General features: G+C 44.1%; 15 protein-coding genes and 2 pseudogenes. 7 read left to right on the forward strand and 10 right to left on the reverse strand.

Features of this window, described 5'->3' with window-relative positions; genetic code table 11:
* From gcvPA to F7734_RS62565, 4 genes are all read right to left on the reverse strand, one after another.
* On the reverse strand, nt 1-1,327 hold a 1,327-nt coding region (gene gcvPA, locus F7734_RS49920; protein ID WP_155751749.1), incomplete at its 3' end, for an aminomethyl-transferring glycine dehydrogenase subunit GcvPA.
* A gap of 291 nt (nt 1,328-1,618) precedes the next feature.
* Nucleotides 1,619-2,005 carry a glycine cleavage system protein GcvH gene (gcvH, locus tag F7734_RS49925; protein WP_155751740.1) on the reverse strand — a complete coding sequence of 129 codons (387 nt, stop codon included), beginning with the start codon at nt 2,003-2,005 and terminating at the stop codon, nt 1,619-1,621.
* A 130-nt stretch (nt 2,006-2,135) separates the two neighbouring features.
* Nucleotides 2,136-3,263 carry a glycine cleavage system aminomethyltransferase GcvT gene (gene gcvT, locus F7734_RS49930; protein ID WP_166482647.1) on the reverse strand — a complete coding sequence of 376 codons (1,128 nt, stop codon included), beginning with the start codon at nt 3,261-3,263 and terminating at the stop codon, nt 2,136-2,138.
* 166 nt (nt 3,264-3,429) lie between these two features.
* Nucleotides 3,430-4,719, reverse strand: a complete 1,290-nt coding sequence (locus F7734_RS62565) for a hypothetical protein (RefSeq protein ID WP_207714397.1) — start codon at nt 4,717-4,719, stop codon at nt 3,430-3,432.
* A gap of 795 nt (nt 4,720-5,514) precedes the next feature.
* Here F7734_RS62565 and F7734_RS49940 point away from each other — a divergent pair.
* Nucleotides 5,515-6,012: a pentapeptide repeat-containing protein gene (locus F7734_RS49940; protein WP_155751741.1), complete on the forward strand. Its 498-nt coding sequence runs from the start codon at nt 5,515-5,517 to the stop codon at nt 6,010-6,012.
* Between the two features lie 7 nt (nt 6,013-6,019).
* Here F7734_RS49940 and F7734_RS49945 read toward each other — a convergent pair whose 3' ends face one another.
* Nucleotides 6,020-6,946: a phosphodiester glycosidase family protein gene (locus F7734_RS49945; protein WP_207714398.1), complete on the reverse strand. Its 927-nt coding sequence runs from the start codon at nt 6,944-6,946 to the stop codon at nt 6,020-6,022.
* Nucleotides 6,947-7,020: 74 nt separating this feature from the next.
* On the reverse strand, nt 7,021-7,353 hold the full coding sequence (locus tag F7734_RS49950) for a hypothetical protein (protein ID WP_166482648.1): 333 nt from the start codon (nt 7,351-7,353) through the stop codon (nt 7,021-7,023).
* 76 nt (nt 7,354-7,429) lie between these two features.
* Between F7734_RS49950 and F7734_RS49955 the strand changes: the two genes are divergently transcribed.
* From F7734_RS49955 to F7734_RS49980, 6 genes and pseudogenes are all read left to right on the forward strand, one after another.
* Nucleotides 7,430-9,007: an NAD(P)/FAD-dependent oxidoreductase gene (locus tag F7734_RS49955; RefSeq protein WP_155751742.1), complete on the forward strand. Its 1,578-nt coding sequence runs from the start codon at nt 7,430-7,432 to the stop codon at nt 9,005-9,007.
* Nucleotides 9,008-9,194: 187 nt separating this feature from the next.
* Nucleotides 9,195-9,689 (forward strand): annotated as a pseudogene (locus F7734_RS49960) (hypothetical protein); the annotation flags it as partial.
* Nucleotides 9,690-9,968: 279 nt separating this feature from the next.
* Nucleotides 9,969-10,628 (forward strand): hypothetical protein, encoded by a 660-nt coding sequence (locus F7734_RS49965; protein ID WP_207714399.1) that lies wholly within the window; start codon nt 9,969-9,971, stop codon nt 10,626-10,628.
* Nucleotides 10,629-10,952: 324 nt separating this feature from the next.
* Nucleotides 10,953-12,464: an ATP-binding protein gene (locus F7734_RS49970; protein WP_155751744.1), complete on the forward strand. Its 1,512-nt coding sequence runs from the start codon at nt 10,953-10,955 to the stop codon at nt 12,462-12,464.
* Between the two features lie 57 nt (nt 12,465-12,521).
* The gene (locus F7734_RS49975; RefSeq protein WP_155751745.1) at nt 12,522-13,904 is read left to right on the forward strand and encodes a response regulator; all 1,383 of its coding nucleotides are present in this window, start codon (nt 12,522-12,524) and stop codon (nt 13,902-13,904) included.
* Between the two features lie 296 nt (nt 13,905-14,200).
* Nucleotides 14,201-14,843, forward strand: a pseudogene (locus tag F7734_RS49980) (response regulator transcription factor).
* Nucleotides 14,844-14,933: 90 nt separating this feature from the next.
* On the opposite strand, the gene F7734_RS49985 reads toward F7734_RS49980, so the two are convergent.
* From F7734_RS49985 to fabF, 4 genes are all read right to left on the reverse strand, one after another.
* Nucleotides 14,934-15,113, reverse strand: a complete 180-nt coding sequence (locus tag F7734_RS49985) for a hypothetical protein (RefSeq protein WP_155751746.1) — start codon at nt 15,111-15,113, stop codon at nt 14,934-14,936.
* Between the two features lie 512 nt (nt 15,114-15,625).
* Complete coding sequence (locus F7734_RS49990) at nt 15,626-20,353, reverse strand: ATP-binding protein (RefSeq protein WP_347566422.1); 4,728 nt, start codon at nt 20,351-20,353, stop codon at nt 15,626-15,628.
* Between the two features lie 169 nt (nt 20,354-20,522).
* A complete protein-coding gene (tkt, locus tag F7734_RS49995) occupies nt 20,523-22,538 on the reverse strand; it encodes a transketolase (RefSeq protein WP_155751747.1) in 2,016 nt (671 codons plus the stop codon).
* A 384-nt stretch (nt 22,539-22,922) separates the two neighbouring features.
* A complete protein-coding gene (gene fabF, locus F7734_RS50000) occupies nt 22,923-24,173 on the reverse strand; it encodes a beta-ketoacyl-ACP synthase II (protein ID WP_155751748.1) in 1,251 nt (416 codons plus the stop codon).
* Between the last annotated feature and the right edge of the window lie 61 nt (nt 24,174-24,234).

Below are 24,234 nucleotides of genomic sequence, written 5' to 3' on the forward strand. Positions count from 1 at the left end.
AGACATCCTTAGCTGAAAATATTTTCCAGAGGTCAATTAAATCTTTTACCGTAGTTCTTTCGTCTAAAGATATACCAACACTACCTCTGTCAAAAATACGTATGTTCATACGTTGTGCTTCACCAGCGGCTAAAATCTCCTCTAAACTGCGTTCTCCTAAATTGACACGCACAGTATCAAAGAAAGACTCGTTTGAAATGCTGTAACCCAACTGCTTCAAACCTTCCGCCAGCATCACAGTCATTTGGTGGACATTCTCAGCAATTTTTTTTAACCCACTCGCACCGTGATACACAGCATACATACCTGCCATCACTGCTAGCAACACTTGTGCCGTACAGATATTACTGGTAGCTTTTTCACGACGGATATGCTGTTCTCTCGTTTGTAAAGCAAGACGCAATGCAGGTTTACCCCGAACATCCTTTGATACACCAACAATTCTTCCTGGAACTTGCCGCTTGTACTCTTCTTTAGTAGCAAAGTAAGCAGCATGAGGACCCCCATAACCCAGAGGAATACCAAAACGCTGGGTGCTGCCTATAGCGATATCAGCACCAAATTCACCAGGAGGTGTCAGTAAAACCAGACTTAATGGATCTGCGGCTACCGTCACCAATGCTCCCTCAGCATGGGCTTTTTCTACAAAAGCGCGGTAGTCGTAGATTGTACCATCAGTCGCAGGGTATTGAAGAATTGCTCCAAAAATGGGTTCAGAAAAATCAAAGGTTTGATGGTCTCCCACAACAATCTTAATTCCCAAAGGATTTGCCCGTGTTTGCAACACATCTATAGTTTGGGGATGGCAGTCCTGAGAAACAAAATAACTATTTGCTTTACTTTTGCAAACACCATAGCTCATACTCATAGCTTCTGCTGCTGCTGTTGCTTCATCGAGTAATGAAGCATTGGCAATTTCCAAACCAGTTAAATCAATAATCATTGTTTGGAAATTCAGCAGTGCTTCTAGCCGTCCTTGAGCAATTTCAGGTTGATAGGGAGTATAGGCAGTATACCAACCAGGGTTTTCCAGGATATTCCGCTGAATTACCGGAGGTGTAATACAGTCATAGTACCCCATACCGATGAATGAACGGAAAACTTGATTTTTTGAGGCTATTTCTTTTAAAGTAGCGAGGGCTGCGTACTCAGTTTTTGCTTCTGGCAACTTTAACGGGCGAGATAACCGGATTCCTTGTGGAACGGTTTTGTCAATTAGCTTGTCAAGGGTGCTGTAACCCAAGACTTCAAGCATTTGCTGAATTTCATTGGATGACGGTCCAATGTGCCTTGCTTGAAAGCTCAATCTCTCACTTTTGTTCTTCAACGGTTGTTTAAGAGTTAACTCAACACGAGACTCGTAGTTTATCACAAATTTCTCTCTAGACGCGATACTTAATATTTTGCAACAAGTAGATTTAACGCGTCATGTATGTGTGATTAATTTATCGAATTGTAACGAAATTTCTGGATAGGGGTAGGGAGTAGGGGTTAGGGTTAGGGGTTAGAGGAAACTGAACTATGTTGTATCAAAGATTGATTAATCTTGAATACTTCTTAGTTGTTACTACTCCCTACTCCCTACCCTACTCCCTACTCCCTACCCCCTACCCCTAGTCTACCCTTCCACCTGGGCGCTGTACTCCTCTGCAGTCAATGCATCATCAATATCATCAGGATCGTCAGCACGGACTTTTAGCAACCAACCATCTCCGTAAGGATCATCTGCCACTTGTTCGGGAGAGTCAATTAAAGCGTCATTGCGTTCCACCACTGTGCCACTCACTGGTGAATTCAAGGATTCAACAGCTTTCACTGACTCGATTGAGCCAAAGCTTTCTCCTTTGGTCACAGTATCACCAGTTTCTGGTAGCTCCAAAAACACAACATCCCCTAATTGCTCCACAGCAAAGGCAGTAATGCCAATGGTGGCAATATCTCCATCAAGGCGCACGTATTCATGGGTATCTAGGTATCTTAAATTATCGGGATATTCCAAAGACATATCACTTCCTCATCCACATCAAAAAATTAACACAGATAATGACTAATAGCTCATAGCTAATGGCTAATGGCTAATAGCTCATAGTAAAGACACAATTAGCAATTAGCAATTAGCAATTAGCAATTAGCAATTAGCGATTTTTTGAACGGTAAAAAGGTTTCTTAACAACTACCCCAGGGTGGGCTTTACCTCGAATTTCTACTTCTAGTTGCTGACCGACTGTGGCGAGTTTAGTTGGAACATAGGCAAGAGCAATAGGATAGCCAAGTGTAGGTGATAGTGTACCACTTGTAATTTCTCCAACAACTGCCCCTTGAGAAAGTACTTGATATCCGTGACGGGCTATGTTACGTCCTTGCATTCGCAAAGCAACTAATCGGCGTTGCACTCCGTTCGCTTTTTGCTGTTCTAAAACTGAGCGACCAATAAAGTCTTCTTTTTTATCAAGATGTACCAGCCAGCCCAAACCAGCTTCTAAAGGGGTGGTGGTGTCATCAATATCTTGTCCGTAAAGTGCCATTGCAGCCTCAAGGCGAAGGGTATCTCTTGCACCCAATCCGCAAGGAATAACACCAGCGTTCAGCAGACTGCGCCACAACTCTACTCCAGCATCTGGATCTAGCATGACTTCAAATCCATCTTCCCCCGTGTAACCAGTGCGGGCAAGGAATGCGGTCTTACCGAATACTGTTGCCTCTAAGTGTCCAAATGCCTTGACTTGGGTAATGTCTTTGTCAACAAACAATCGCAGCAAACTCACAGCTTGCGGTCCTTGCACGGCAATTAAGACTTTTTCGGGTGAAAGATCTTGGAAAACAAGCTCATCTAAATTTAGGTGTTGCAGCAGCCATGTTTTATCTTTGCTGGTGGTGGCAGCATTGACTATTATCGCTCCCCGTTGTCCCCCAGTTGGATCTTCACTTTGGTAGTAAACAATAATGTCGTCTATAATACCACCTTGAGGGTTTAATAAGACAGTATATTGTGCTTGACCGGGTTGCAAACGGCTTAAGTCTGAAGGAACTAAATGCTGGAGTTGGGTGATGAGGTTTTTGCCTTGCAGGATAAACTTACCCATGTGGGAAATATCAAACATTCCTGCTGCATTTCTCACTGCTTCATGCTCTTTTGTAATACCTGTATACTGTACGGGCATTTCCCAACCACCAAAGCTAGTTAATCTTGCTTTCAGTTCTTGGGCAATAACAAATAAAGGTGTTCTCGCTAAAGACAGGGCGATTTCTTCTTGATTAGCCACGGGTTGTTTTAGTAGAGTGGATCACAATATATCGTTACACTCCTACATATTTTCGCGCCTTTTTGGTTGAAAAATAATTTTTAACCCGTTGTTTATTGAATTTGAGAAGCAAAATTTTTAGATATGTAAAGACGCGCCATGGCGCGTCTCTATTGCTTAACCTAACCTAGGGCTGTTGTGGCTTTGGCTTTGGCTTGGGCTTTGGTAAATCCTTTGGTTTTCCTTCAGAACTGCCCTGAGGTTTACCCTGAGGAATACCTTCAGAACTACCCTGCGGTTTGCTCTGAGGACCACCTTCAGGAGTGCCCTGCGGTTTGCTCTGAGGACCACCTTCAGGACTACCCTGAGGTTTGCCTGGAAACTTTCCTTTGGGCTTGCCTTTAAAAGGTGGTTTTCCTTTTGACGGGCCGGGACCAGGGTCCTTACCCGCTGCTTTTAGCGCTGCTCTTTTTTCTGCGATCGCTGTTGCTTTGTCATCTTTACTAGCTTTGAGGAACTTTGGTGGTTTCTCCAGTGGCAATCCCAGTAATGAGTCAAATTCAAAAGCGTCCCGATGTGGCACAAACTTTGCCTTAATTTGAACAAAAACTGGTTTACCTTGCTCTTCTTTTGATGCTTTGGGATTAAACCTAAAAGGTGGTACCAATGCGTCTCGCCAGAACAAAGGTAAATGACTGGCTTTCATGTATTTTACTTTTTTGGCTGGTTCCGATTGTTTAATGTGCTCCAGTCGTTCTTTAGTAAAATTCTTGAAAACGGAGATACATGGTGTGCGACAAACAGGAATAAACTGCCACAATCCGCAAAGTTTAAACTCCATATCAGCGAGTTCTTCTGAAATCACCTCTTCATGGCGTCCTTTGTCAAAGCCGACGAGTTGGAAGCCAACATTCGGCGGTACGTCCCTACCGGGAAAATGAGTAAACCTTGGATAAACAACAACCCTTTGGGTAGATTCGCCACTTGCTTCTATCTCTTTCTTGAGTGCATCAAAAGCTTTCTGTTTGCGCGGGGCATAGAACAGTGGGTATTCCTTAGTACCAATAGTAATGGTATTGTTGTTCGCCTCTCCAAACTTAACCTTGCCTGTGATGACACCAACTGCTTGAAAGATAGCACCAGGCTCCTCAGGAGTGGGCTTTTGCTCTGCTTCTGGAGCGGGCTTTTGCTCTGCTTCTGGAGCGGGCTTTTGCTCTGCTTCTGGAGCGGGCTTTTGCTCTGCCTTAGAAGTGGGCTTTTGCTCTGCCTTAGAAGTGGGCTTTTGCTCTGCCTTAGAAGTGGGCTTTTGCTCTGCCTTAGAAGTGGGCTTTTGCTCTGCCTTAGAAGTGGGCTTTTGCTCTGCCTTTGGGGCTGTGGATTCTTCGGGCGCAGGCTCTGGCGTTTGTTCAACCGTAGTTTCTGGTTTAGCAGAAGAAATTTCAACTTTTTTGTCGCTGCTCGCTTCTTTTGATGTCATAACTATAAGTAAGCACGTTTTTTTTAATGATAAACTTGGGATTGCTTCCCAAGTTTTGTTTTGCTTGTAAAAGTGTTTGAAGCGACCGTTTTGGTATAGTAAACGACTCAGGAATATCACCGAAATGCTAGGAGACTAAGGTACGGAAGTCTTAGCACTGGTATGCGATCGCTTACTGCTTATCCAAAAATCACTCCTACACTACAAGCAGTGATATGAATTATACATTGACAAAGCATATTTGCTCGTTTTGTCACTGTATTGCTGTTATACCGCACCTTGGCGGAGCATTTCGAATCCATATAGGTAAAATACCCGCATATGTATAGCGTTGCTTCTTCTCACGTCATTGAGCAAGAAAATTTCCGCTCTTGAAAATTTGCAAAATCATCAAATTCTAAAATATCATTCTGTGCTGATTCTTGCCACATAGTTTGCAATTCTTCTTTTGATAGTAAACTTGAGATATTTTTGAGAGTGCTTGACTATCAGTATGATGGATTGGGTATTTCCCAGGGACTGTTAGAGCAATTAATAACCTTATCAAACCACTAGTAAATCTGGCTTTCCAAATTCAGGACAATAAATTAATTATTTCCTGCGCTGGGTAATCCCAGCTTTGTTGGCAGCAACCTTTATGGAGATGGGAAACCACTGTTTATGGTTAGTACCTTTCCCTCTAATGTTAGAGTTTAGCAATTGTGTGAAGAATGTTAGGTTTAAATGCTGCACGCGATTGAATTAGGGTTCTTAATATTGTTTAATAGAGATGTTGCGATTTATGAAGTTAGCATTATGAGGTATTGGCAAGCACTAGCTGGGTTAGTCTTGGCTATGGTTCTTTTGTTGTCTCCCCTGTCAGCATATGCAGCAAGTTCTTCCAGTATCAGTCGTGCCACAAGCAATCAGCTAAGTGGTAAAGATTTTTCAAACCAAAGCTTGATTGGGCAAGAGTACACTAGTCTCAAACTGGAAAACGCAAATTTTAGCAATGCCGATCTCCGTGGTGGAGTTTTTAACGCATCATTGTTGCGGGGAGCGAATCTCCACGGTGTTGATTTTACCGATGGCATAGCTTATCTATCAGACTTTAAAGGTGCTGATTTAAGTGAGGGAGTTTTTACAAACGCAATGATGTTGCGCTCTGTTTTTGATAATGTTGACGTCACAGGTGCTGATTTTAGTAATGCAGTTTTAGATCGTTTAGAAGTAAAAAAGCTTTGTGCGAACGCAACTGGAGTAAATCCTAAAACAGGTGTACCCACTCGTGAGTCCTTAGGTTGCGATTCCTGAACCTATTCTAACTCCTCTCTGCACGGGAGAGGGGTTTTTTAATCGGGAGAGTGTAGAATCCCAAGTGATTGGCAACTGGACGTTCGCGCATGGGTACTCTCGTATGAATCGGAGCATTTAAAACTTTTGGTTTTCCATCTGTTGCCATGACTAGTGTTGTTGAACCGCCCCCATCTATATTCAATGCAGTGTAAGCACCCAAATCTAGGATAATCTTTGTTAGCTCGGCGATCGCAACGCCTTCGCTGTAGAATAATTGTTTGCCATCAACAGCAATTAGCCAAAGTTCTGTCCCTTCTCGATTCACAGCAACTGCAACTCGCGGATAAGGTTTGTCATTACCTAGGTCAGAAATAGCTGACTGACCGCGATCAACTAAAATCTGACTACCCGCAACGCCTTGTGCTGTTCCTTCAGGGCACTTTTCACTTTTCAAAATCCGAGCGCCATTGGTAGTTGAGATGCATAACACAAACCAGTATTTTTCAGGTTGGGAATAACGGATACCATTAGAAATAGCCTCACCAATGGGATTGACAACATCGCCACTGTGGGGATAATAATCCCAAGGAGTTTTTTCGTAGAAATTATGGAAGTAACTGGCATTAACTGCTAATTGCAGCTTAAACTTGCTGAGAAATTCTGAAGTTGTTTGTGCTCTAGTTTCACCATCATCTAAAGTTTTTACTCCGGGAGTGACAAGTGCTTTAATCCCTGGCGTTGTTAAGTCTATTGTGACGATATGCGTCATAACTGGACGTGGTATGGAACTAGCAATACGCTTGTAAACTATTCCATCAAAGAGAGCTTGCTCCAAATTTGTTTGGGGTGGGCGTTGAAGACATAACCATCCATAAAATAGCAGTGGTAGTAGTAAGAAACTAATTCCTGCTAGTAAAAATCGTCGCAAGTAAACTAAGTATCTATGACGCATTAACTACTCCCCAATGGCCAATGCCCAATGCCCAATCCCCCTCCACAGTGTGGGCAAATTGTCCGCCCCTTCGACTATTTTGGTAGAGCATTGGCTGGAACGTGCTGAGTTCCACCCCAAACTTTTACGTCATTTGTTCCCTTACCATCTGCCATTGCGGGGCGCACAGCATCATAAATATCAGGATATTTTGCCTGTAGTTGAGTATCATTCAGTTGAGCATCAAGTATGGTACCGTCTGAAGATCTCACCGTATATGCAAATCCATTAGGAGTACTATTGATGGTAATTTGGTGGTCGCGCAGATCTAAAGTAGTCAGGGGGAGCTTTTCAGAAGCACGTGTTGTAGTAGCAAAAAATACACTAGACCCCAGGATGAGGAGAAGAGTTACTGACAGTTTACGCACGATCTGTCCTCAAAACAACTAGCAATAATTTAACTGTACTTCATGTAATTTTGCAAACTTTTTTTAGGTAATATTAATGACTAGCGATCGCGTGACGGATGTAATCGTAATTGGTAGCGGCATCGGTGGTTTAAGCTGTACTGCTCTTCTAGCAAAATATGGCTTTGATGTTGTGGTTTGTGAGAGCCACTCAATCCCTGGAGGAGCCGCACACAGTTTTGAACGTAATGGTTACAAGTTTGACTCAGGTCCTTCTCTGTATTCTGGATTGTCTTACAGCCCTTCACCCAATCCTCTCAGACAAGTACTGGACGCAATTGGTGAAGATTTAAATTTTGTAACATACGATACTTGGGGATGTTGTCTGCCAGAAGGAGATTTTGATACCTCAGTAGGAGGTGACCAATTTTGTGAAGTTTTATTAAGATTGCGTGGTGAGAAAGCTGTAGCTGAATGGCGGGAGTTACAGCAAGTGATGGCACCCCTCGGACGTGCTGCAACTGCAATGTCACCAGCAGCTCTCCGCTTGGATATCGGTGCAGTGTTGACTGTAGGTTCCTTTGCTCCGTCTTTGTTTCAGCATATTGCCAGTTTCCCCAAGCTTATGGGAGCTTTTAGTCCAATTATGGACAGTGTTATCAAAGATCCCTTTACGCGCAATTGGCTGGACTTGCTGTGTTTTCTTCTCTCAGGATTGCCAGCAAGTGGTACCAGTGCAGCTGAGGTGGCGTTTATGTTTGCTGATTGGTATCGCCCTGGTGTGATGCTTGATTACCCCATAGGTGGCAGTGGTGCTTTGGTAGATGCACTTGTGAGGGGACTGAAACGGCATGGGGGTGAGCTGATGTTAAACACTCATGTCGAAGAAATTCTGGTGGAAAATAATCGTGCTGTGGGTGTACGTTCGCGCTCAGCGCAAGCCGTACCCGGCTTATCGCGTGATGGTAAAAAAATAATGGCACGTCGAGCAGTGGTCTCAAATGCATCTGTTTGGGATACACTCAAGTTGCTTCCTACTGGAGCAGTGCCAAAACAGTTTCAGGAACAACGAGCAAGTACACCTGAATGTGAGAGCTTTATGCACCTACACTTAGGTATAGATGCACGAGGATTGCGTTCCGATCTTGCCTGCCACTACTTGTTTGTTAAAGATTGGAATCTTGGTGTCACTGCGCCTCAAAATGTTGTACTGATATCAATTCCATCAGTATTAGACCCATCACTAGCACCACCAGGAAAGCACGTTATTCACGCTTATACTCCCGGTAGCGAACCCTATTCTGTTTGGCAGGGAATGGACAGAAAGAGTGAGGAATATGCCAAGCAAAAGCAAGTACGTGCAGAAGTTATGTGGCAAGCGTTGGAACGAGTTATTCCAGATGTGCGCTCGCGCCTTGAAGTGACACTTGTTGGCACACCCATAACTCACGAACGCTATTTGCGCCGTCATAGAGGTTCTTATGGTCCGGCAATTCCAGCAGGAAAAGGGTTTTTTCCCGGCTCGGGTACACCTCTAGCAGGGTTGTTGTGCTGTGGAGACTCCACCTTTCCCGGTATCGGTTTACCCGCAGTGGCTGCAAGTGGAGCGATCGCCGCTAATACTCTTGCACCCGTACATAAGCACCTAAAAATGCTGAATAAGTATAAATTATGACAAACATAACCATAGTACCATGTTTGAATAAACACTTATAGTACGTATGTAGTTTGAATGTATGCGAAGACAGCGCAACTACAAACGATAAAAGGTTAAATTCTTCAATCTGTAGAGACATTTCTACTTTATCCTTCATCCTTTATCCTTTATCCTTGAGAAGTTTGTGTTTGTGAGGAACAATGAAATGCGATCGCTCTTAGCGCAAGCCGTACCCGGCTTATCGCGGCTAGTTGGAATAACTCTCAGCTTGGGATTATCTTCGCTAGTGATTCCAGAATCTGCTTTTGCTCAAACAAAGCAACAAGTATCTAACGCCCAAGTTGCGGCGATGGTGGAAGCCCTGAGACTTGCTGCACCTAAAACTGGTAGTAAAAATGATGGATATTACAGTGATTGGCAAGTCAAACCAGAAACTCTCAGAGGTTGGTCAAAAAATTGTCTAAAAAAAGAAGTCACACCGACACAGTTTGAGAATGATGCCAATCTAGCACGTCAAGTTGTCTCATGTATTACAACCCGTGAACTGAACAAGCAGTATTCCGCAACGGGTAATGAAACTGCTGCCGTGCGTAGTGTGGCTTGTTGGTGGATGACTGGTAATTATACGGGTTGCAATAGTGGATTTACAGGTGATTACGTTAAAAAAGTAACGAGCTATTACCAGCAGCAACGCTCAAAATCAAGTTCTACCAACTCTAAACCACCAACCAATTCATCTTCGTCATCTCCCAAAAAACCAGCATCGCGATCGACTTCCACTACTCCCGCACCTACAGAAAATGCGTCCCCAACGCCAACAACATCTCCCACTGCTACACCCACAAGTAGCCCAACGCCATCACCCACCACATCCCCAACACCTTAGGTACACAGGTTGATCGACCACAAATGCAAAAAGCATAGTCTATTGCCCCCCAAACAATGGCAAAAATGGGGGGTTAAAAGAATTTGTTTTGGTTTGAGCCTCAACTTCCTTCTCACAACCACCCCTGGTTGGTGTGAAACTCCTTCAAAAGCTGCCCAAGATTTAGATATAAAACCAGAGATTATTAAGAATAGCCCAGTATTGCAACGCTGGCAGCGTCAAGTCCCCAACTTATTGGAGGAAATCAAAAATGACCCCAGTTTTCCAACAAGAATCAGGTTTGGCTTGTCATACTTTCCTTCTACAGACGAAGCATTTGGGCTAAATCTTGGTGTTGAAGATGTCTCGATCGGTCGCAGTCGCTTAACGGTGAGTGGTGAGTACCAAACAACATTTAACGGTCAGCGCGAGACTTACGGAGGAGATTTACGTTACTATCTGCGTCCTTTAGGAAGCTATATCAATATTGCAGCCCTTGCAGGTTACCGACACTTAGAAACAGATAGCTACTTAACAAATGGCGTGAATTTAGGAGTCAAGCTGCTTTTCGTGTTGTCTCGTGGTGGTGCAGCAGATATTTCTTTGACCCAAAGTTGGGTCGCCCCGCGTACTAGTGAAGAAGTAGGCTTAACAACTTTGTCAGTCAGTTATGCTGTGACTCATGACTTTCGGCTGTCTACAGATATTCAGTTTCAAAATTCTAAAGAGGAGAAAGACAGCCGTGTAGGTGTAGTTTTGGAATGGCTACCTTAAGAAGGCAATCTCAATCAAAAAATTCTGTCGCGATCGTGAAAATCCCTTTTCCCTAACCTCTAACCCCTAGTAGTCCGTCAATTTTGGCTTGACGGACTACTAGTACCTAGACTTAAGTACAGGTATGAACTGACAAAATTGCTAGCTCTGACCTAACCAAAAGTGCATAAGCTTATGTTGCGTACAACTACTTGAGAGTAGGGGCTATGTCTTTTGACTGAAGCTCCTACCGCTCGCAATGAATGAATTTTGATGCATATAATGTTTGTTTTGTCAATTTAAAATTGAACACTATTAATTCATCAAAATCAATTGGTAGAACGTATGTATTTAGACAATAATTTCAGTATGCAAGCAGCACAATACACTTTGGCACTACAACAAGAAATTGTAGAACGCAGACGTGCTGAAGAAGCAGCACAAGCAGCAAACCGGGCTAAAAGTGCGTTTTTGGCAAATATGAGCCATGAATTGCGATCGCCACTCAACGCCATTCTGGGTTTTGCAAAATTGATGAGCCGTTCCAATGACTTATTCCCAGAACACCAAGAAAACGTGCAGGCGATCGTTCGTAACGGCGAACACCTGCTGACGTTAATTAACCAAGTTTTAGATTTATCGAAAATTGACGCAGGAAGAACAACTGTCAATGAAAATAAATTCGATTTACATCAACTGCTTGATGATTTGAAAAATATGTTTCAGCTAATAGCAGATGATAAAGGGTTAGAGTTATTATTTCATCGCGAACAAGAAGTACCAAGATACGTGCGTGGTGATGAAGTCAAATTGCGACAGATTTTGATAAATTTACTCTCTAATGCCCTAAAATTTACTTCGACAGGTGGAGTCACCCTTTATGTTAGAGGCGAAGAACGGATACTCGCTCCTTATTCCTTACATTTTGAAATTTCCGACACTGGTTGCGGTATTGCTGAAAGTGAGTTAGACAATATTTTTGAACCTTTTGTCCAAACGACTACAGGACAAGAATTTTCAGAAGGAACGGGCTTGGGATTAACTATTGTACGCTCCTTAGTACAGTTAATGGGTGGCGACATAAGTGTCAGTTCTTGTGTCGGCTGTGGTAGTACCTTTCAATTTTACCTTCCTACCCGCGTTGTTAAAACTGCGCCTCTTAATAACCAACAAGCAACTCGTCGCATCATCGCAGTTGCTCCCAATCAACCACAGTATCGCATTTTAGTGGTGGATAATCATCGAGACAACCGCCAATTGTTGATGAAATTGCTCTCTCCCTTAAATTTTGAATTACAAGAAGCCAGCAATCCACCTGAAGCGATCGCAATGTGGAACGATTGGAAACCACACTTGATTTTTATGACTTTGCCAATGCCTGTTTCAAATGGAATTGACGCCATCCAAAGGATTCGTTTTATAGAACAGCAGCAAAATTCTTCGTTCACCACTAAAATTATTGCCTTAAGCACTGATATTTTTGAAGACAAGGGAGAGCTTTTTCTCTCTACAGGCTGTGATGATTTTATCCGAAAACCTTTTCAATTAGAAGACATTTTTGAAGCTATACACAAACACCTTGGTGTTTCTTATGTGTATGATGAAAGTACTAACTCATCCAAAACAAACCGAACAGTTACAAATGAAGCTAATGTTTTGACCAAAAACGCTATTGATAGCTTACCTAAAAATTTAGTTACTAATTTGCATGGTTCGCTCCTTGCTTTAGATGTAGAGTCGATCCAGAAATTTATTCATCTCGTTTCTGAATTTAATCCTTCCTTATCCCAAGTCCTAGATACTTTGGCTCGTAATTTTCAGTACGAGAAGTTGTTGGATTTCATTCAATCATCCTGACACTAGATGAATCATAATAATCATAACATATTTTTTCAACTTTTTTAGAAAATCACAATGAATGCGGTGACAAATTTATTAGAGAAAGGAACTATTTTGATTGTTGATGATACACCCGATAACCTAAACCTTTTAAGTAGTATTCTATCAAAATCTGGTTACAAAGTACACCCAGCCCCAAGTAGTAAATTAGCTCTAAGGTTTATTCAATCGAATTTACCCGATCTCATTTTACTAGATATTATGATGCCGGGAATGGATGGTTATGAAGTGTGCAATCGCTTAAAAGCTTCTCCTCGAACACAAGATATCCCCATCATTTTTATCAGTGCTTTACACGAAATATTTGACAAGGTAAAAGCCTTTTCTTTAGGTGGAGTAGACTATATCATCAAACCTTTTGAATCGCAAGAAGTTTTAGCTAGAGTAGAAAATCAATTGCGTCTTAGGCGGCTTTCCAAAGAACTTTTAGAGCAAAATTTAAAGCTAACAGCAGAACTTGAAGAACGCAAGCGAATAGAAGAAGCACTGCGGGAGCAAAAAGAACTTTTACAAACTATTTTTGACCACATTCCTGTTATGTTGACTCTTTATGATAATGAAGGTAGATTTCATCTAGTAAATCGAGAGTTCCAACGTCTCTTAGGGATATCTCAAGAAGAAATTCATCAAATTAATATACTGGAAGAATTGTTTCCCGATTCTAACATTCGTACCTTAGTTTTAGAACATATGATAGCAGCTACTGGAAGGTGGCAAGACTTTAAACTTAGAAATCGCTGGGGAAATTATGTCGATACTTCCTGGGCAAACATTCGATTGAATCACGATACGATTGTAGGTATAGGGCAAGACATTACCGAGCGCAAGCAAGCTGAAGACGCATCTGTTCTTGAAGAACGCAACCGTATGGCAAGAGAAATTCATGATACCCTAGCACAAGCTTTCACAGGTATTCTCGTTCATTTGGGAGCAGCTTCACGAGTGATGGAAGGTGCTTCAGAGGAAGCCAAAGAACATATCAAGACAGTACGCGATTTAGCACGTAGAGGTTTGACAGAAGCACGTCGTTCAGTAGAGGCACTGCGACCGCAGTTGTTGGAGGATGGAGATTTATGTAGTGCTCTCAACCGCCTAACAATGCAGATGCATTCTTATTCCAACACTCGTATTATTTGCGAAGTAACAGGTGAAGTTTATTCTCTACGAACAGATATAGAAAATAATCTCCTGCGAATTGCACAAGAAGCATTGACAAATGCGGTAAAATATGCAAAAGCAAGTGAAATTCGAGTTGAAATGATATACGAACAAACACGGTGTCTTCTAAAAATTAAAGATGATGGACGGGGATTTGATACAGACAGCGCATCTGTAAATAATAGTTATGGACTTTTAGGAATGAGAGAACGAGCTCAACACATTGGGGGCAACACTTGACCGATACGAAGTCATTCGGAAAGAGGGTACAAAGAGTTGTGGTAGTGGTAAGTGGGTATAGTGGTTTAGTGGTTAAGTGGTGGTTAGTGGGTTAGTGGTTTTAGTGGTTAAGTGTTAGTGGGTTTTCTTTATTAAACAACAACAACCAACAACCAAACAACCAACAACTAAAAACCAAACAACTAACAACCAACAAACTAAACAACAACCAAACCAACACCAACAACCAACAACAACTAACAACAACAACTAACAACTAACAACTAACAACTAACAACCAACAAAAATGTCTAAAAATCTCAGTTTCAGTCCCAATCTTATTCCGCGTCCTGATTGCTGACGATCATCCTGTTGGTACGCCAGGGCTTGGCGGCGATGGATTTGAACGAGAGCCAGATATGGTAGCGATCCGCACAGGCTAATGATGGATATTCTGCTATAGAAATGTTTCGCGAGTATCAACCCGATATTACCCTTATGGATTTACGGATGCCTAGAATGGGAGGTGTTGCTGCTATTGATGTGATTTGTAGTGAGTTTGATGATGCCAGAATTATTGTACTGACAACCTTTGATGGTGATGAAGATATTTATCGCGGCTTGCGGGCGGGCGCAAAGGGTTATTTGCTGAAGGATGCTGAACCTGATGAACTTTTAACGGCTATTCGTACTGTTGCTAGCAACCAAAAGTACCTTCAGCCTACAGTGGGTGCTAAACTGGCAGAAAGGATGAGTAACCCAGAACTGAGCGATCGCGAGACGCAAGTCCTTCGCTTAATGGCAGTTGGTCAGAGCAACCAAGATATTAGTGCTGCCCTGCGGATTTCTGAAAGTACTGTTAAGTTCCATATCAACAATATTTTGAGCAAATTAGGTGTCAATGACCGAACTCAAGCAGTTCTTATTGCGCTCAAACGCGGAATTGTTAATCTTTCGTGAACTACTCATTTTTAAATGAATTGTTAAAAGATAATGAGTCTTATATAGAATATATCCTTTATCTACGTAATATTTTGTATATAGTAAGCATTATCTCCCATCTCGTTCCCAGGCTCCGCCTGGGAATGCCTCAGTAGAGGCTCCGCCTCCTGTGACAATCTGCACGCTCTGCAGAACCTGCTGTGCTGCATTCTGTGCTAGAGACACCGGATCGAGAGAGAAGTCCGGTATCAATACTACGTAGGTTTTGGGAAATAATGCGAAACCCAACAAATGCTAAGAAATGTTGGGTTTCGTTCCTCAAACGCCAGTAAAGGTGCGGAGGGAAACCCTCCTATGGCGCATTCGCGCCACGCTTCGCTACCAGGGCTGGCTCCCCAACCTACGTAATTTCGTATTTTTATGCAAAACCTACGCAGTATTGAGTCTGGTATTCAAGCGAGCTAAGTAATGGCTCGAACTCTTTGTGTATCAATAATACCTAACCAAAAGTTCAGGTCAAAACCCAACACTTAGTATGGGGAAAAACTCAACTGTAGGAGAGCGACACGGGCAGGTAAAGTGTCGTATATTGTGGCTCTGTAAACAATATGCAACCCGAACGCATCCACTCACTATTCGGACTGGATGTTCGCTAAGTGCTGTAGTTTACTGCTCTTTATCTGCCCATGTAAGAGAGGGAATCTTGGAGAGGTGGGAGATGAGGGAATGGCTTGCACGGGGCTATATTCCCTTGTCCCCCTTTACTTATTCACCAGTGGCTAGTGACACTAATTAATTCTTTATTTTTCTGTAGATCGATTTTCTGATGTAAGAAGGCTGGCGATGGTGGATGCTAATTCTGCTGGTTCTATCGGCTTGGAAAGATGCTCTTGAAAACCTGCTGAAAGTGCTTTATTGCGATCTTCGTCTTTAGCGTAGGCTGTCAATGCGATCGCTGGAGTTGTACCTCCCTGTTCTGGAGCAAGTTCTCTAATTTTACGAATTAAAGTATATCCATCTTCACCTGGCATACCAATGTCGCTGACAACTACATCTGGCTGAAATTGTTGCAGCGCTTCAAAAGCTTCCCAGGCTGATGCAGTTGCCATCGCGATCGCTCCATACTGTTGGAGTACAAAAACTAGAAATTCGCGGGAGTCAACAATATCCTCTACAACTAAGACGCGCACTCCTGTCAAATCGGGTTCGCTGTCTGTTGGCTTATCCTCTTTTATTTCTGGCTCAACGTTCAGCATCGGCAGCATAACTGCAAAAGTTGCCCCCTGTCCAAGCCCTGGACTAGCTGCAGTGACGGTACCGCCGTGTAACTCTACTAGGTGTCGCACAATGGCTAACCCCAACCCCAGCCCGCCTTGTGTTCGAGTTGTAGATGCATCGGCTTGTCGGAAGTAGTCAAAGACATGGGGCAGAAACTGTGGGCTAATGCCTTTGCCATTGTCACTGACTTGAATTTTCACTGAGTCTCCGACCTGTTCTAATCTGATTTCTACGCATCCACCATTAGGAGTAAATTTGATGGCATTGGAAAGTAAATTCCAAATCACTTGCTGTAATCGGTTGGGATCGCCAGCAACTCGTAGTTGATTCGGGCAGTCTCTGCTTCTAGAATTCGGTTCTAAGACCGTCTTAATCTGAATTGATTTCGCGATCGCAGCTAAACGTACTGTCTCTAATGCTGCTTCAATAATAGGACTCAATCTCACATGAGAAATATTCAAGCTCAACTTGCCACGTAAAATCCGGGAAACATCTAACAAATCGTCAATGAGTTCGATTTGCAACTTAGCATTACGCTCGATACTTGCTAGGGCTTCAGCCGTTTTCTGGTTATCGAGTTTGCGGCTTTGCAGAAGTTTTGCCCAGCCCAAAATGGGGTTGAGTGGGGAACGCAATTCATGAGATAAAATTGCTAAAAACTCATCCTTGACTCGATTAGCTTGTTGAGATTCCTCATAAAGTTGGGCATTGTCAATTGCGGCTGATGCCATCTGCGCCAGTTGTACCAGAATGGCTTCATCCTCTTGGGTAAACTCGCCAGAACATTTGTCAGAAAGTTGGATGAGACCGATGTTTTTGCCGTTCCGGCTAGTGAAGGGTGCAGCTAACCAACCCCTCATCGGTGGATGGTTGGCTGCTTCTTTACCAAATCCGCGCCAAGCCGGATGTGCTTCTAATTCAGCCTGAGTCATCCGTATTGGACGTTGCATGCGACAAACTAATGCATAGATGCCCGCTCCATCTGGTTTTGTTGTGTAATCTTGCCACTGGGCGTATTTGTCTGACATGGAAATTGTGTGGATTGCTTGTGCCCAGTTTTCATCTACTGTCATGCTAGTAACCGACTGATGCGCTTCAATAATTTCACGAGCTTTCTCTGTAATCAATTGCAATCTTTCATTCAGTGATGACGTGGAATTAATGACGATGGATGCTTCTGTTAGTTTTTGCAGACGACGCGTGTGTTGCTGCTCTCGCTCAAGTAGTTGAGCGCGTTCTGACTCTGCCTGCTTGCGTTCTGTGATATTTACCGTACTGCCTACTATCCGGATTGGCTGTCCGTCAACATCTCGTGCAGCAACGATGCCACAATCCACTACATAAATATACTGCTTGTCTTTGTTGAGTACTCGATATTCACAGGTATAGCGATCGCTCTTTGTCAAGACAATTGCTGCTTCGTTTCGTACCCTCTGTAAATCCTCTGGATGGACGAGTTCGCACCACCACTTGGACGTTGGTTCAGCTTCTGCCAAGGAATAACCCAAAATTTTGGTTAACCCGTCAGTTCTTGTCACAACATCTCGCTCAATGTCCCAGTCATAAATCAGACAGTTAACCGCTGTCGCCGCCAACTCAAACCGCTCGTTGGCTAATCTTAAGTGCTCCTCAGCTTTTTTGCGATCGCTGATATCAGTGACTGTGCCAATCCATTCTCGTACATGACCAGTAGTGTCTAAGATGGGTATGCCGCGTACATAAACATAGCGATACTGCCCGCTTTGATGTAACAAACGATACTCACATTCCCAAGAAGTCTTCTTCTGGAGTGCGTCAGTCCAGATTTGGAGTGTAGGTTGACAGTCATCTGGATGAACCGCATTAAGCCAACCCCAGCCCAGGTATTGCTGTTCCGTTTGTCCGGTGAATGTTCCCCAAGCTGGTGCTGATAAAATAGTGCCAGAACCATCGGCAACCCAGACAATCGACGAGGTAGCTTCTACCAACGAGCGGTAGCGTTGTCGCATTTGAGCCATCTTGAGATTTGCCTCAACGCGAGCCAACAATTCACGGGCGGAGAAGGGCTTGATTAAATAATCGTCTGCGCCTGCTTCTAATCCTTCTACACGGGATTCTTCTCCAGCACGAGCAGATAGCAGAATGATGGGCAAGGCTCTTGTTTTTGGGTTAGCCCGTAGTTCGCCTAACAACCCAAAACCGTCTAGTTTCGGCATCATCACATCTGTTATGACAAGATCGGGGAGTTGCTGATGAACAGAAGCTAAAGCAGCTACCCCATCGGCTACCGCTTGCACTTCATATTGTTTGCTCAACAAACGCTTCATATACTGGCGCATATCAGCGTTATCATCAACCAACAAGATACGCGCAGAAGAGGAGTGAGAGGGTGAGAGAGTCACAGAGTCAGGGAATTTCTCTTGCTCTCTCCCTCCTTCGCTTCCGGACTTCTCGTCGGGTAGCCAGGGAAATTCTCTTTCAACGTAGGAATCTGCTGTAGATGCTAGTGTAGATTTTGCTCCAATACGTTCTTGCGGTAAGTGAGAGCATCCTGTAGGAATTGATACAATAAAGCTAGTCTCTTTATCGACAACGCTACTCACGTTAATCGTACCCCCATGCAGGTGTACGAGTTCTCGAACTAATGATAAACCAATGCCCGAACCCTCATAAGTCCGTCCCCTAGCTCCTTGCACTCGATGAAACCGCTCAAATATCTGAGGCAATTCGGTGGCTGGAATACCTATACCAGTGTCCCGCACTTCTAACTCAATGCGATTGCTACAATAGCGCAGTTCAACGATAATTTTTCCCGCAAAAGTGAATTTGAAGGCGTTGGAGAGCAAATTTGAGACAATCTTCTCCCACATTTCCCGGTCAACGTATATTCTTTCAGGAAGGGGAGGACAGTTTACTAACAACTGCATCCCCGCACTTTCAATGGCTGAACGGAAGACTCCTGCTAGATCCGCAGTGAGCATTGCTAAGTCGGTTGGTTCATAAACTGCTTCCATGCGCCCTGCTTCAATACGAGAGAAATCCAGCAGAGTGTTAACCAGTTTCAGCAAGCGCAAGGCATTGCGATGGGCAATTTCTAGTGTAGAGCGATCGCTAGGATTCGGTCCTGTTGGATTGGCTAAAGTCTCTTCTAAGGGACTCAGCATGAGCGTTAGTGGAGTACGAAACTCATGGCTGATATTACTGAAGAAGACTGTCTTTGCTTTATCTAACTCTACCAACGCCTCAGCACGTTTGCGTTCTGCTTCATAAGCATCGGCATTGGCAATTGCGGTAGAAATATTGGTGACAACTAAATCAAAGAACCCTTGGTACTCATCATCAAATGCACGTCGGAGACTGATACCCAGCACTAGCAATCCAGCTAGTTGTTGCTTTCCTGATTGAGTGATGGGCATGACTATTGCTTTGGACGGGGGTTCTACCTGGGATGTTATGGGAAGTGTCCCAAATCGAGCCGTTAAATCGTGAATAATCTCTGCTGTATTTGTGCGGTTGACTTTTGTTAAATTATATGCATCTGTTTCTTGAGTCAAGTCCACGCGATCGGGACTTGCAGGAGTGAGCGCCTCTATACCCGCAGTTCTCACCAGCCTTGCTTGTTTGCCTTCTGCTTCTAAACAATATAGTAAGGCAAAGGGAATATCAGCTGAATTTTTACCTAGCGTTTCTCCTACGATGTTACAAGCCTCAAGAACAGTCTTTGCTTGTGCTGCATTGGATGCTAGTTCTCGTAATGTTCTCAGACGACGTTCTCCAATAACCCGTGCCGTTGTTTCAATGACAGCACAAAAGACTCCTCCAACTCCACCACTTTCATCCCGAATTGGGCTGTAGGAGAAGGTAAAATATGTTTCTTCTAAATAACCATAACGATCCATTATCAGCAATAAATCGTCTGACCACGTAGGTTCACCTGTGGTTAAAACGCTATCAGCTAACGGACCGACAACATCCCAAACTTCAGCCCAGCAATCCTTGGCAGACTGTCCCAGAAATTGGGGGTGCTTGGTTGCACCGAGGATTGGACGGTAAGCATCGTTATAGACGGTAGCATACTCTGCTCCCCACCAAACGAACATTGGGTAGCGAGAGTGTAGTATAATGCCCACAGCAGTTTTCAAACTTTGTGCCCATTGAGATACAGGACCTAAAAGCGTTTGCGACCAGTCGAGCGATCGCATCACTTGCCCCATTTCTCCACCGCCTGCAAAGATTTCTTCAGAAATAGTCGCTTTTACTATATCGCTCACAATCTCTGCTCCGGGTTTGCTTTACACAGGCTTAGCTAGTATATTAAAAATTTTAAATAATTTTTGAAAAATTTGCAGTTAATCTTGGAGACCACAAAATGGGATGTTGGTAAAAAAAGGGCAGGCATTGCCTACCCTTAGAAAAATTAAGAAAATAAACTGTTGTCAATTAACCCAACAATTCTTTTGCTTTAGCCAACACGTTATCAACTGTATAGCCAAATTTCTCCATAGCAACGCCACCAGGAGCGGAAACACCAAAACGTTCAACACTAATCATCGCGCCTTCACTACCAAAGTAACGCTGCCAACCGAAGCTAGAAGCAGCTTCTACAATTAACCGCTTGGTAACAGCTTTGGGTAGTACGGATTCCCGGTAGTCTGCTGGTTGCTCTTCAAAGATTTCCCAGGAAGGCAGGGAGACAACACGAACTTTTTTACCTGCTTCTCTCAGTTTCTGAGCAGCTTCGACGCAAAGGTGTACTTCGCTACCAGTACCGATGAGGATAATATCGGGTGTTTCGTTCTCATCTCCATCAACGATATAACCACCCTTGGCTGCTTTTTCAATACTGCTTCCTGGTAACTGAGGTAAGTTTTGCCGGGAGAAAGCAAGTAGGGTAGGACGGTGTTGATTTGCTTGTTCAACTGCTACTTTGTAAGCACCGGAGGTTTCGTTTCCATCTGCGGGCCGATAGACGATGAGATTGGGAATTGCTCGCAAGGAAGCTAGGGTTTCTACTGGTTGGTGGGTAGGACCATCTTCTCCTAAAGCTAGGGAGTCGTGAGTCATAACATAAATGACCCCCGCCTGTGACAGTGCTGACAAGCGAATTGCTGCTCGCATATAGTCGGCAAAGACAAGGAATGTCGCACAGTAGGGAATTAATCCTGAACCGTGCAGGGCAATACCGTTACAAATCGATCCCATACCATGCTCGCGCACTCCAAAACGGAGGTTGCGGTTGTGGTATTGACCTTTTTGGAAGTCACCGGATATTTTTAAGTAGGTTAAGTTGGAGTGGGTGAGGTCAGCAGAACCACCAATCAACTCTGGTAAAGCGGGTGCAAGGGCATTTAGGGTAACTTCAGAAGTTTTGCGGGTAGCAACTGCTTTATCTTCAGCTTTATAGACAGGTAGTGTTTTTTCCCAACCTTCTGGGAGTTTGCCACTCAACAACCGCTCAAATTCGGCTGCATCTTCAGCGTATTTGGATTTATAGTCTGCCCAGATTTTGTTCCAATCTGTTTCTAGTTGAGCACCACGCTCAACTGCTTTGCGGAAGTGCTTGAGGGCATCTTCTGGAACGACAAAGGGTTCGTGTTCCCAACCCAGGTTTTCACGGGTGAGTTTCACTTCGTCACCACCAAGGGCTGCACCGTGAACGCCTGCAGTGTTTTGCTTGTTGGGCGAACCGTAACCGATGGTGGTGGTGATTTTGATGAAGGAAGGTTTATCGGTAACAGCTTTCGCGGCTTCAATGGCTTTGGCAATTGCTTCGAGGTCGTTGTTACCGTCTTGAACGTGCTGTACGTGCCAACCGTAAGCTTCAAAGCGCTTATTTACATCTTCTGTGAAAGACACATCAGTTGAACCGTCGATGGAGATGTGATTGTCGTCGTACAAAGCAATCAACTTGCCCAATCCTAAGTGTCCGGCTAGGGAACAAGCTTCGCCTGAAACCCCTTCCTGGTTACAACCGTCACCTAGAATTACATAGGTGTAGTGGTCAACAAGTGTGGTATCGGGTTTGTTGAACTTTCCGGCAAGATGTGCTTCGGCGATCGCCAATCCAACTGCATTGGCAATTCCCTGTCCCAAAGGTCCGGTAGTGACTTCCACCCCTTCTGTTTCAAAGTTTTCTGGGTGACCGGGAGTTTTGGAACCCCACTGGCGGAACTGTTTGATATCGTCAATTGTTACGCTGTCGTAACCAGTCAAATGGAGTAGGGCATACTGCAACATACAGCCATGACCTGCCGACAGGACAAAGCGATCGCGATTAAACCACTTGGGATTTTTGGGGTTAAACCGCATAAAGCGGTCCCACAAAACAAATGCCATGGGCGCTGCGCCCATAGGGAGCCCTGGGTGACCGGACTTTGCCTTTTCGACAGCATCAATTGCCAGAAAGCGGATTGAATTAATACAAAGTTCTTCGAGGGTTTGGGTTGCAACAGCCATAATCTCTCGTTTTTACGACGGGTTAGCACTCTAATCAGTGAACAGTGACTGGTGACCAGTGACCGAGTGGTTACCAATGGAACTAGTCTCTGTTGACTGGTAACTGTATCATCCCATTGGTGCTTGTTGACGGACAAGCGTCAGATTTTGGGATTTTTGATATGGATTTTGAATTAATTTTACGGCGCATTCCTATTATTATCGGTTGCTGAACCGACGAAATTAGGGGTTAGGGGTTAGGGAATAGGGGGTAGGGAAGAAATATTTCATTCTGAGTGCGGGCAATTGCTCGTGAATGTTTGGATATGTTAGCCTATAACCAAAGTAAGCCACTATCGAGCTGTTTGCTCTGTGGCTTTACTCCCAAATTTCAAATTTCCCACTTTAGTCGTATTTTTTAAAGGCTAATGTCACGTTGTGACCGCCAAAACCAAAGGAGTTGGATAGTGCTACTTCGACATGAGCAGCGCGGCTGGTGTTGGGAACGTAATCTAGATCGCATCCTTCGTCTGGGTTTTCCAGATTGATTGTTGGTGGAATCCTGTTGTTGGCGATCGCCAGAACTGTTGCTACTGCTTCAATACCACCCGAACCACCCAACAGATGACCTGTCATGGACTTCGTAGAACTGACTGCTACCTTGTATGCATGGTCACCCAGAGCCAGTTTGATTGCTGCAGTTTCCGTTGGGTCGTTTATTGGGGTACTCGTGCCATGAGCGTTGATATAACTTACGCGTTCTGGGGTCAGCCCTCCATCCTTCAACGCCAGTTGAATTGCTCTTGCTGCTCCTTCTCCACCGGGTACTGGAGATGTCATATGGTATGCATCACAGGTCATGCCATAGCCAACAATTTCTGCGTAGATACGAGCGCCGCGACTTAAAGCGTGCTGCAGTTCTTCTAATATAAGAATGCCCGCACCTTCACCCATCACAAACCCATCGCGGTCTTTATCAAAAGGACGGCTAGCGCGAGAAGGGTCATCATTCCGCTTAGAAAGCGTTCTAGCTGAGGCAAATCCTGCCATAGATAAGGGTGTAACTGCTGCTTCACATCCCCCACAAATCATGGCTTGGACGTATCCCCCCTGAACCAAACGAAAAGCATCGCCAATAGCATTTGAGCCGGCGGCACAGGCTGTGACCGAACAGGAGTTAGGTCCTTTAGCACCAGTGTGTATTGCTGTCAAGCCTGCTGCCATATTAGCAATCATCATCGGTACCATAAATGGGCTACAGCGATCTGGACCACGGTTCAGATAGATTGTTTGCTGCTCTTCCATCACTTTGATACCACCAATACCAGAACCAATGATGATGCCTACTTGTTCTGCATTCAGGTCATTAATAACAAATTTCGCGTCCGCAAGAGCCTGTTTTGAAGCCGCTACGCCCAATTGAGAAAAGCGCTCCATGCGCTTAGCTTCCTTGCGATCCATGTACTCATGGGGGTCAAAATTCTTGACCTCACCAGCAATGCGACAATCATGGCGAGACGCGTCAAACAGGGTAATTTCACCAATACCGTTGCGCCCGGTTATCAATCCTTCCCAATATTCAGCTGGTGTGTTACCAATCGGTGTAATCGCGCCAACACCAGTTACAACAACGCGTTTACGTATAAAATCAGTCATGTCAGTAGTTAGATGGCTCTTGATGCAGGTAATGGGTATTAGGGATTAGGGAGTAGGGGGC

The sequence above is a fragment of the Scytonema sp. UIC 10036 genome (genome assembly GCF_009725235.1).

Coding starts and splice junctions, on each gene's coding strand:
- gcvH (WP_155751740.1), bottom strand. CDS start 2,005: ATGTCTTTGGAATATCCCGATAATTTAAGATACCTAGATACCCATGAA.
- F7734_RS62565 (WP_207714397.1), bottom strand. CDS start 4,719: ATGACATCAAAAGAAGCGAGCAGCGACAAAAAAGTTGAAATTTCTTCT.
- F7734_RS49940 (WP_155751741.1), top strand. CDS start 5,515: ATGAGGTATTGGCAAGCACTAGCTGGGTTAGTCTTGGCTATGGTTCTT.
- F7734_RS49945 (WP_207714398.1), bottom strand. CDS start 6,946: ATGCGTCATAGATACTTAGTTTACTTGCGACGATTTTTACTAGCAGGA.
- F7734_RS49955 (WP_155751742.1), top strand. CDS start 7,430: ATGACTAGCGATCGCGTGACGGATGTAATCGTAATTGGTAGCGGCATC.
- F7734_RS49970 (WP_155751744.1), top strand. CDS start 10,953: ATGTATTTAGACAATAATTTCAGTATGCAAGCAGCACAATACACTTTG.
- F7734_RS49975 (WP_155751745.1), top strand. CDS start 12,522: ATGAATGCGGTGACAAATTTATTAGAGAAAGGAACTATTTTGATTGTT.
- tkt (WP_155751747.1), bottom strand. CDS start 22,538: ATGGCTGTTGCAACCCAAACCCTCGAAGAACTTTGTATTAATTCAATC.
- fabF (WP_155751748.1), bottom strand. CDS start 24,173: ATGACTGATTTTATACGTAAACGCGTTGTTGTAACTGGTGTTGGCGCG.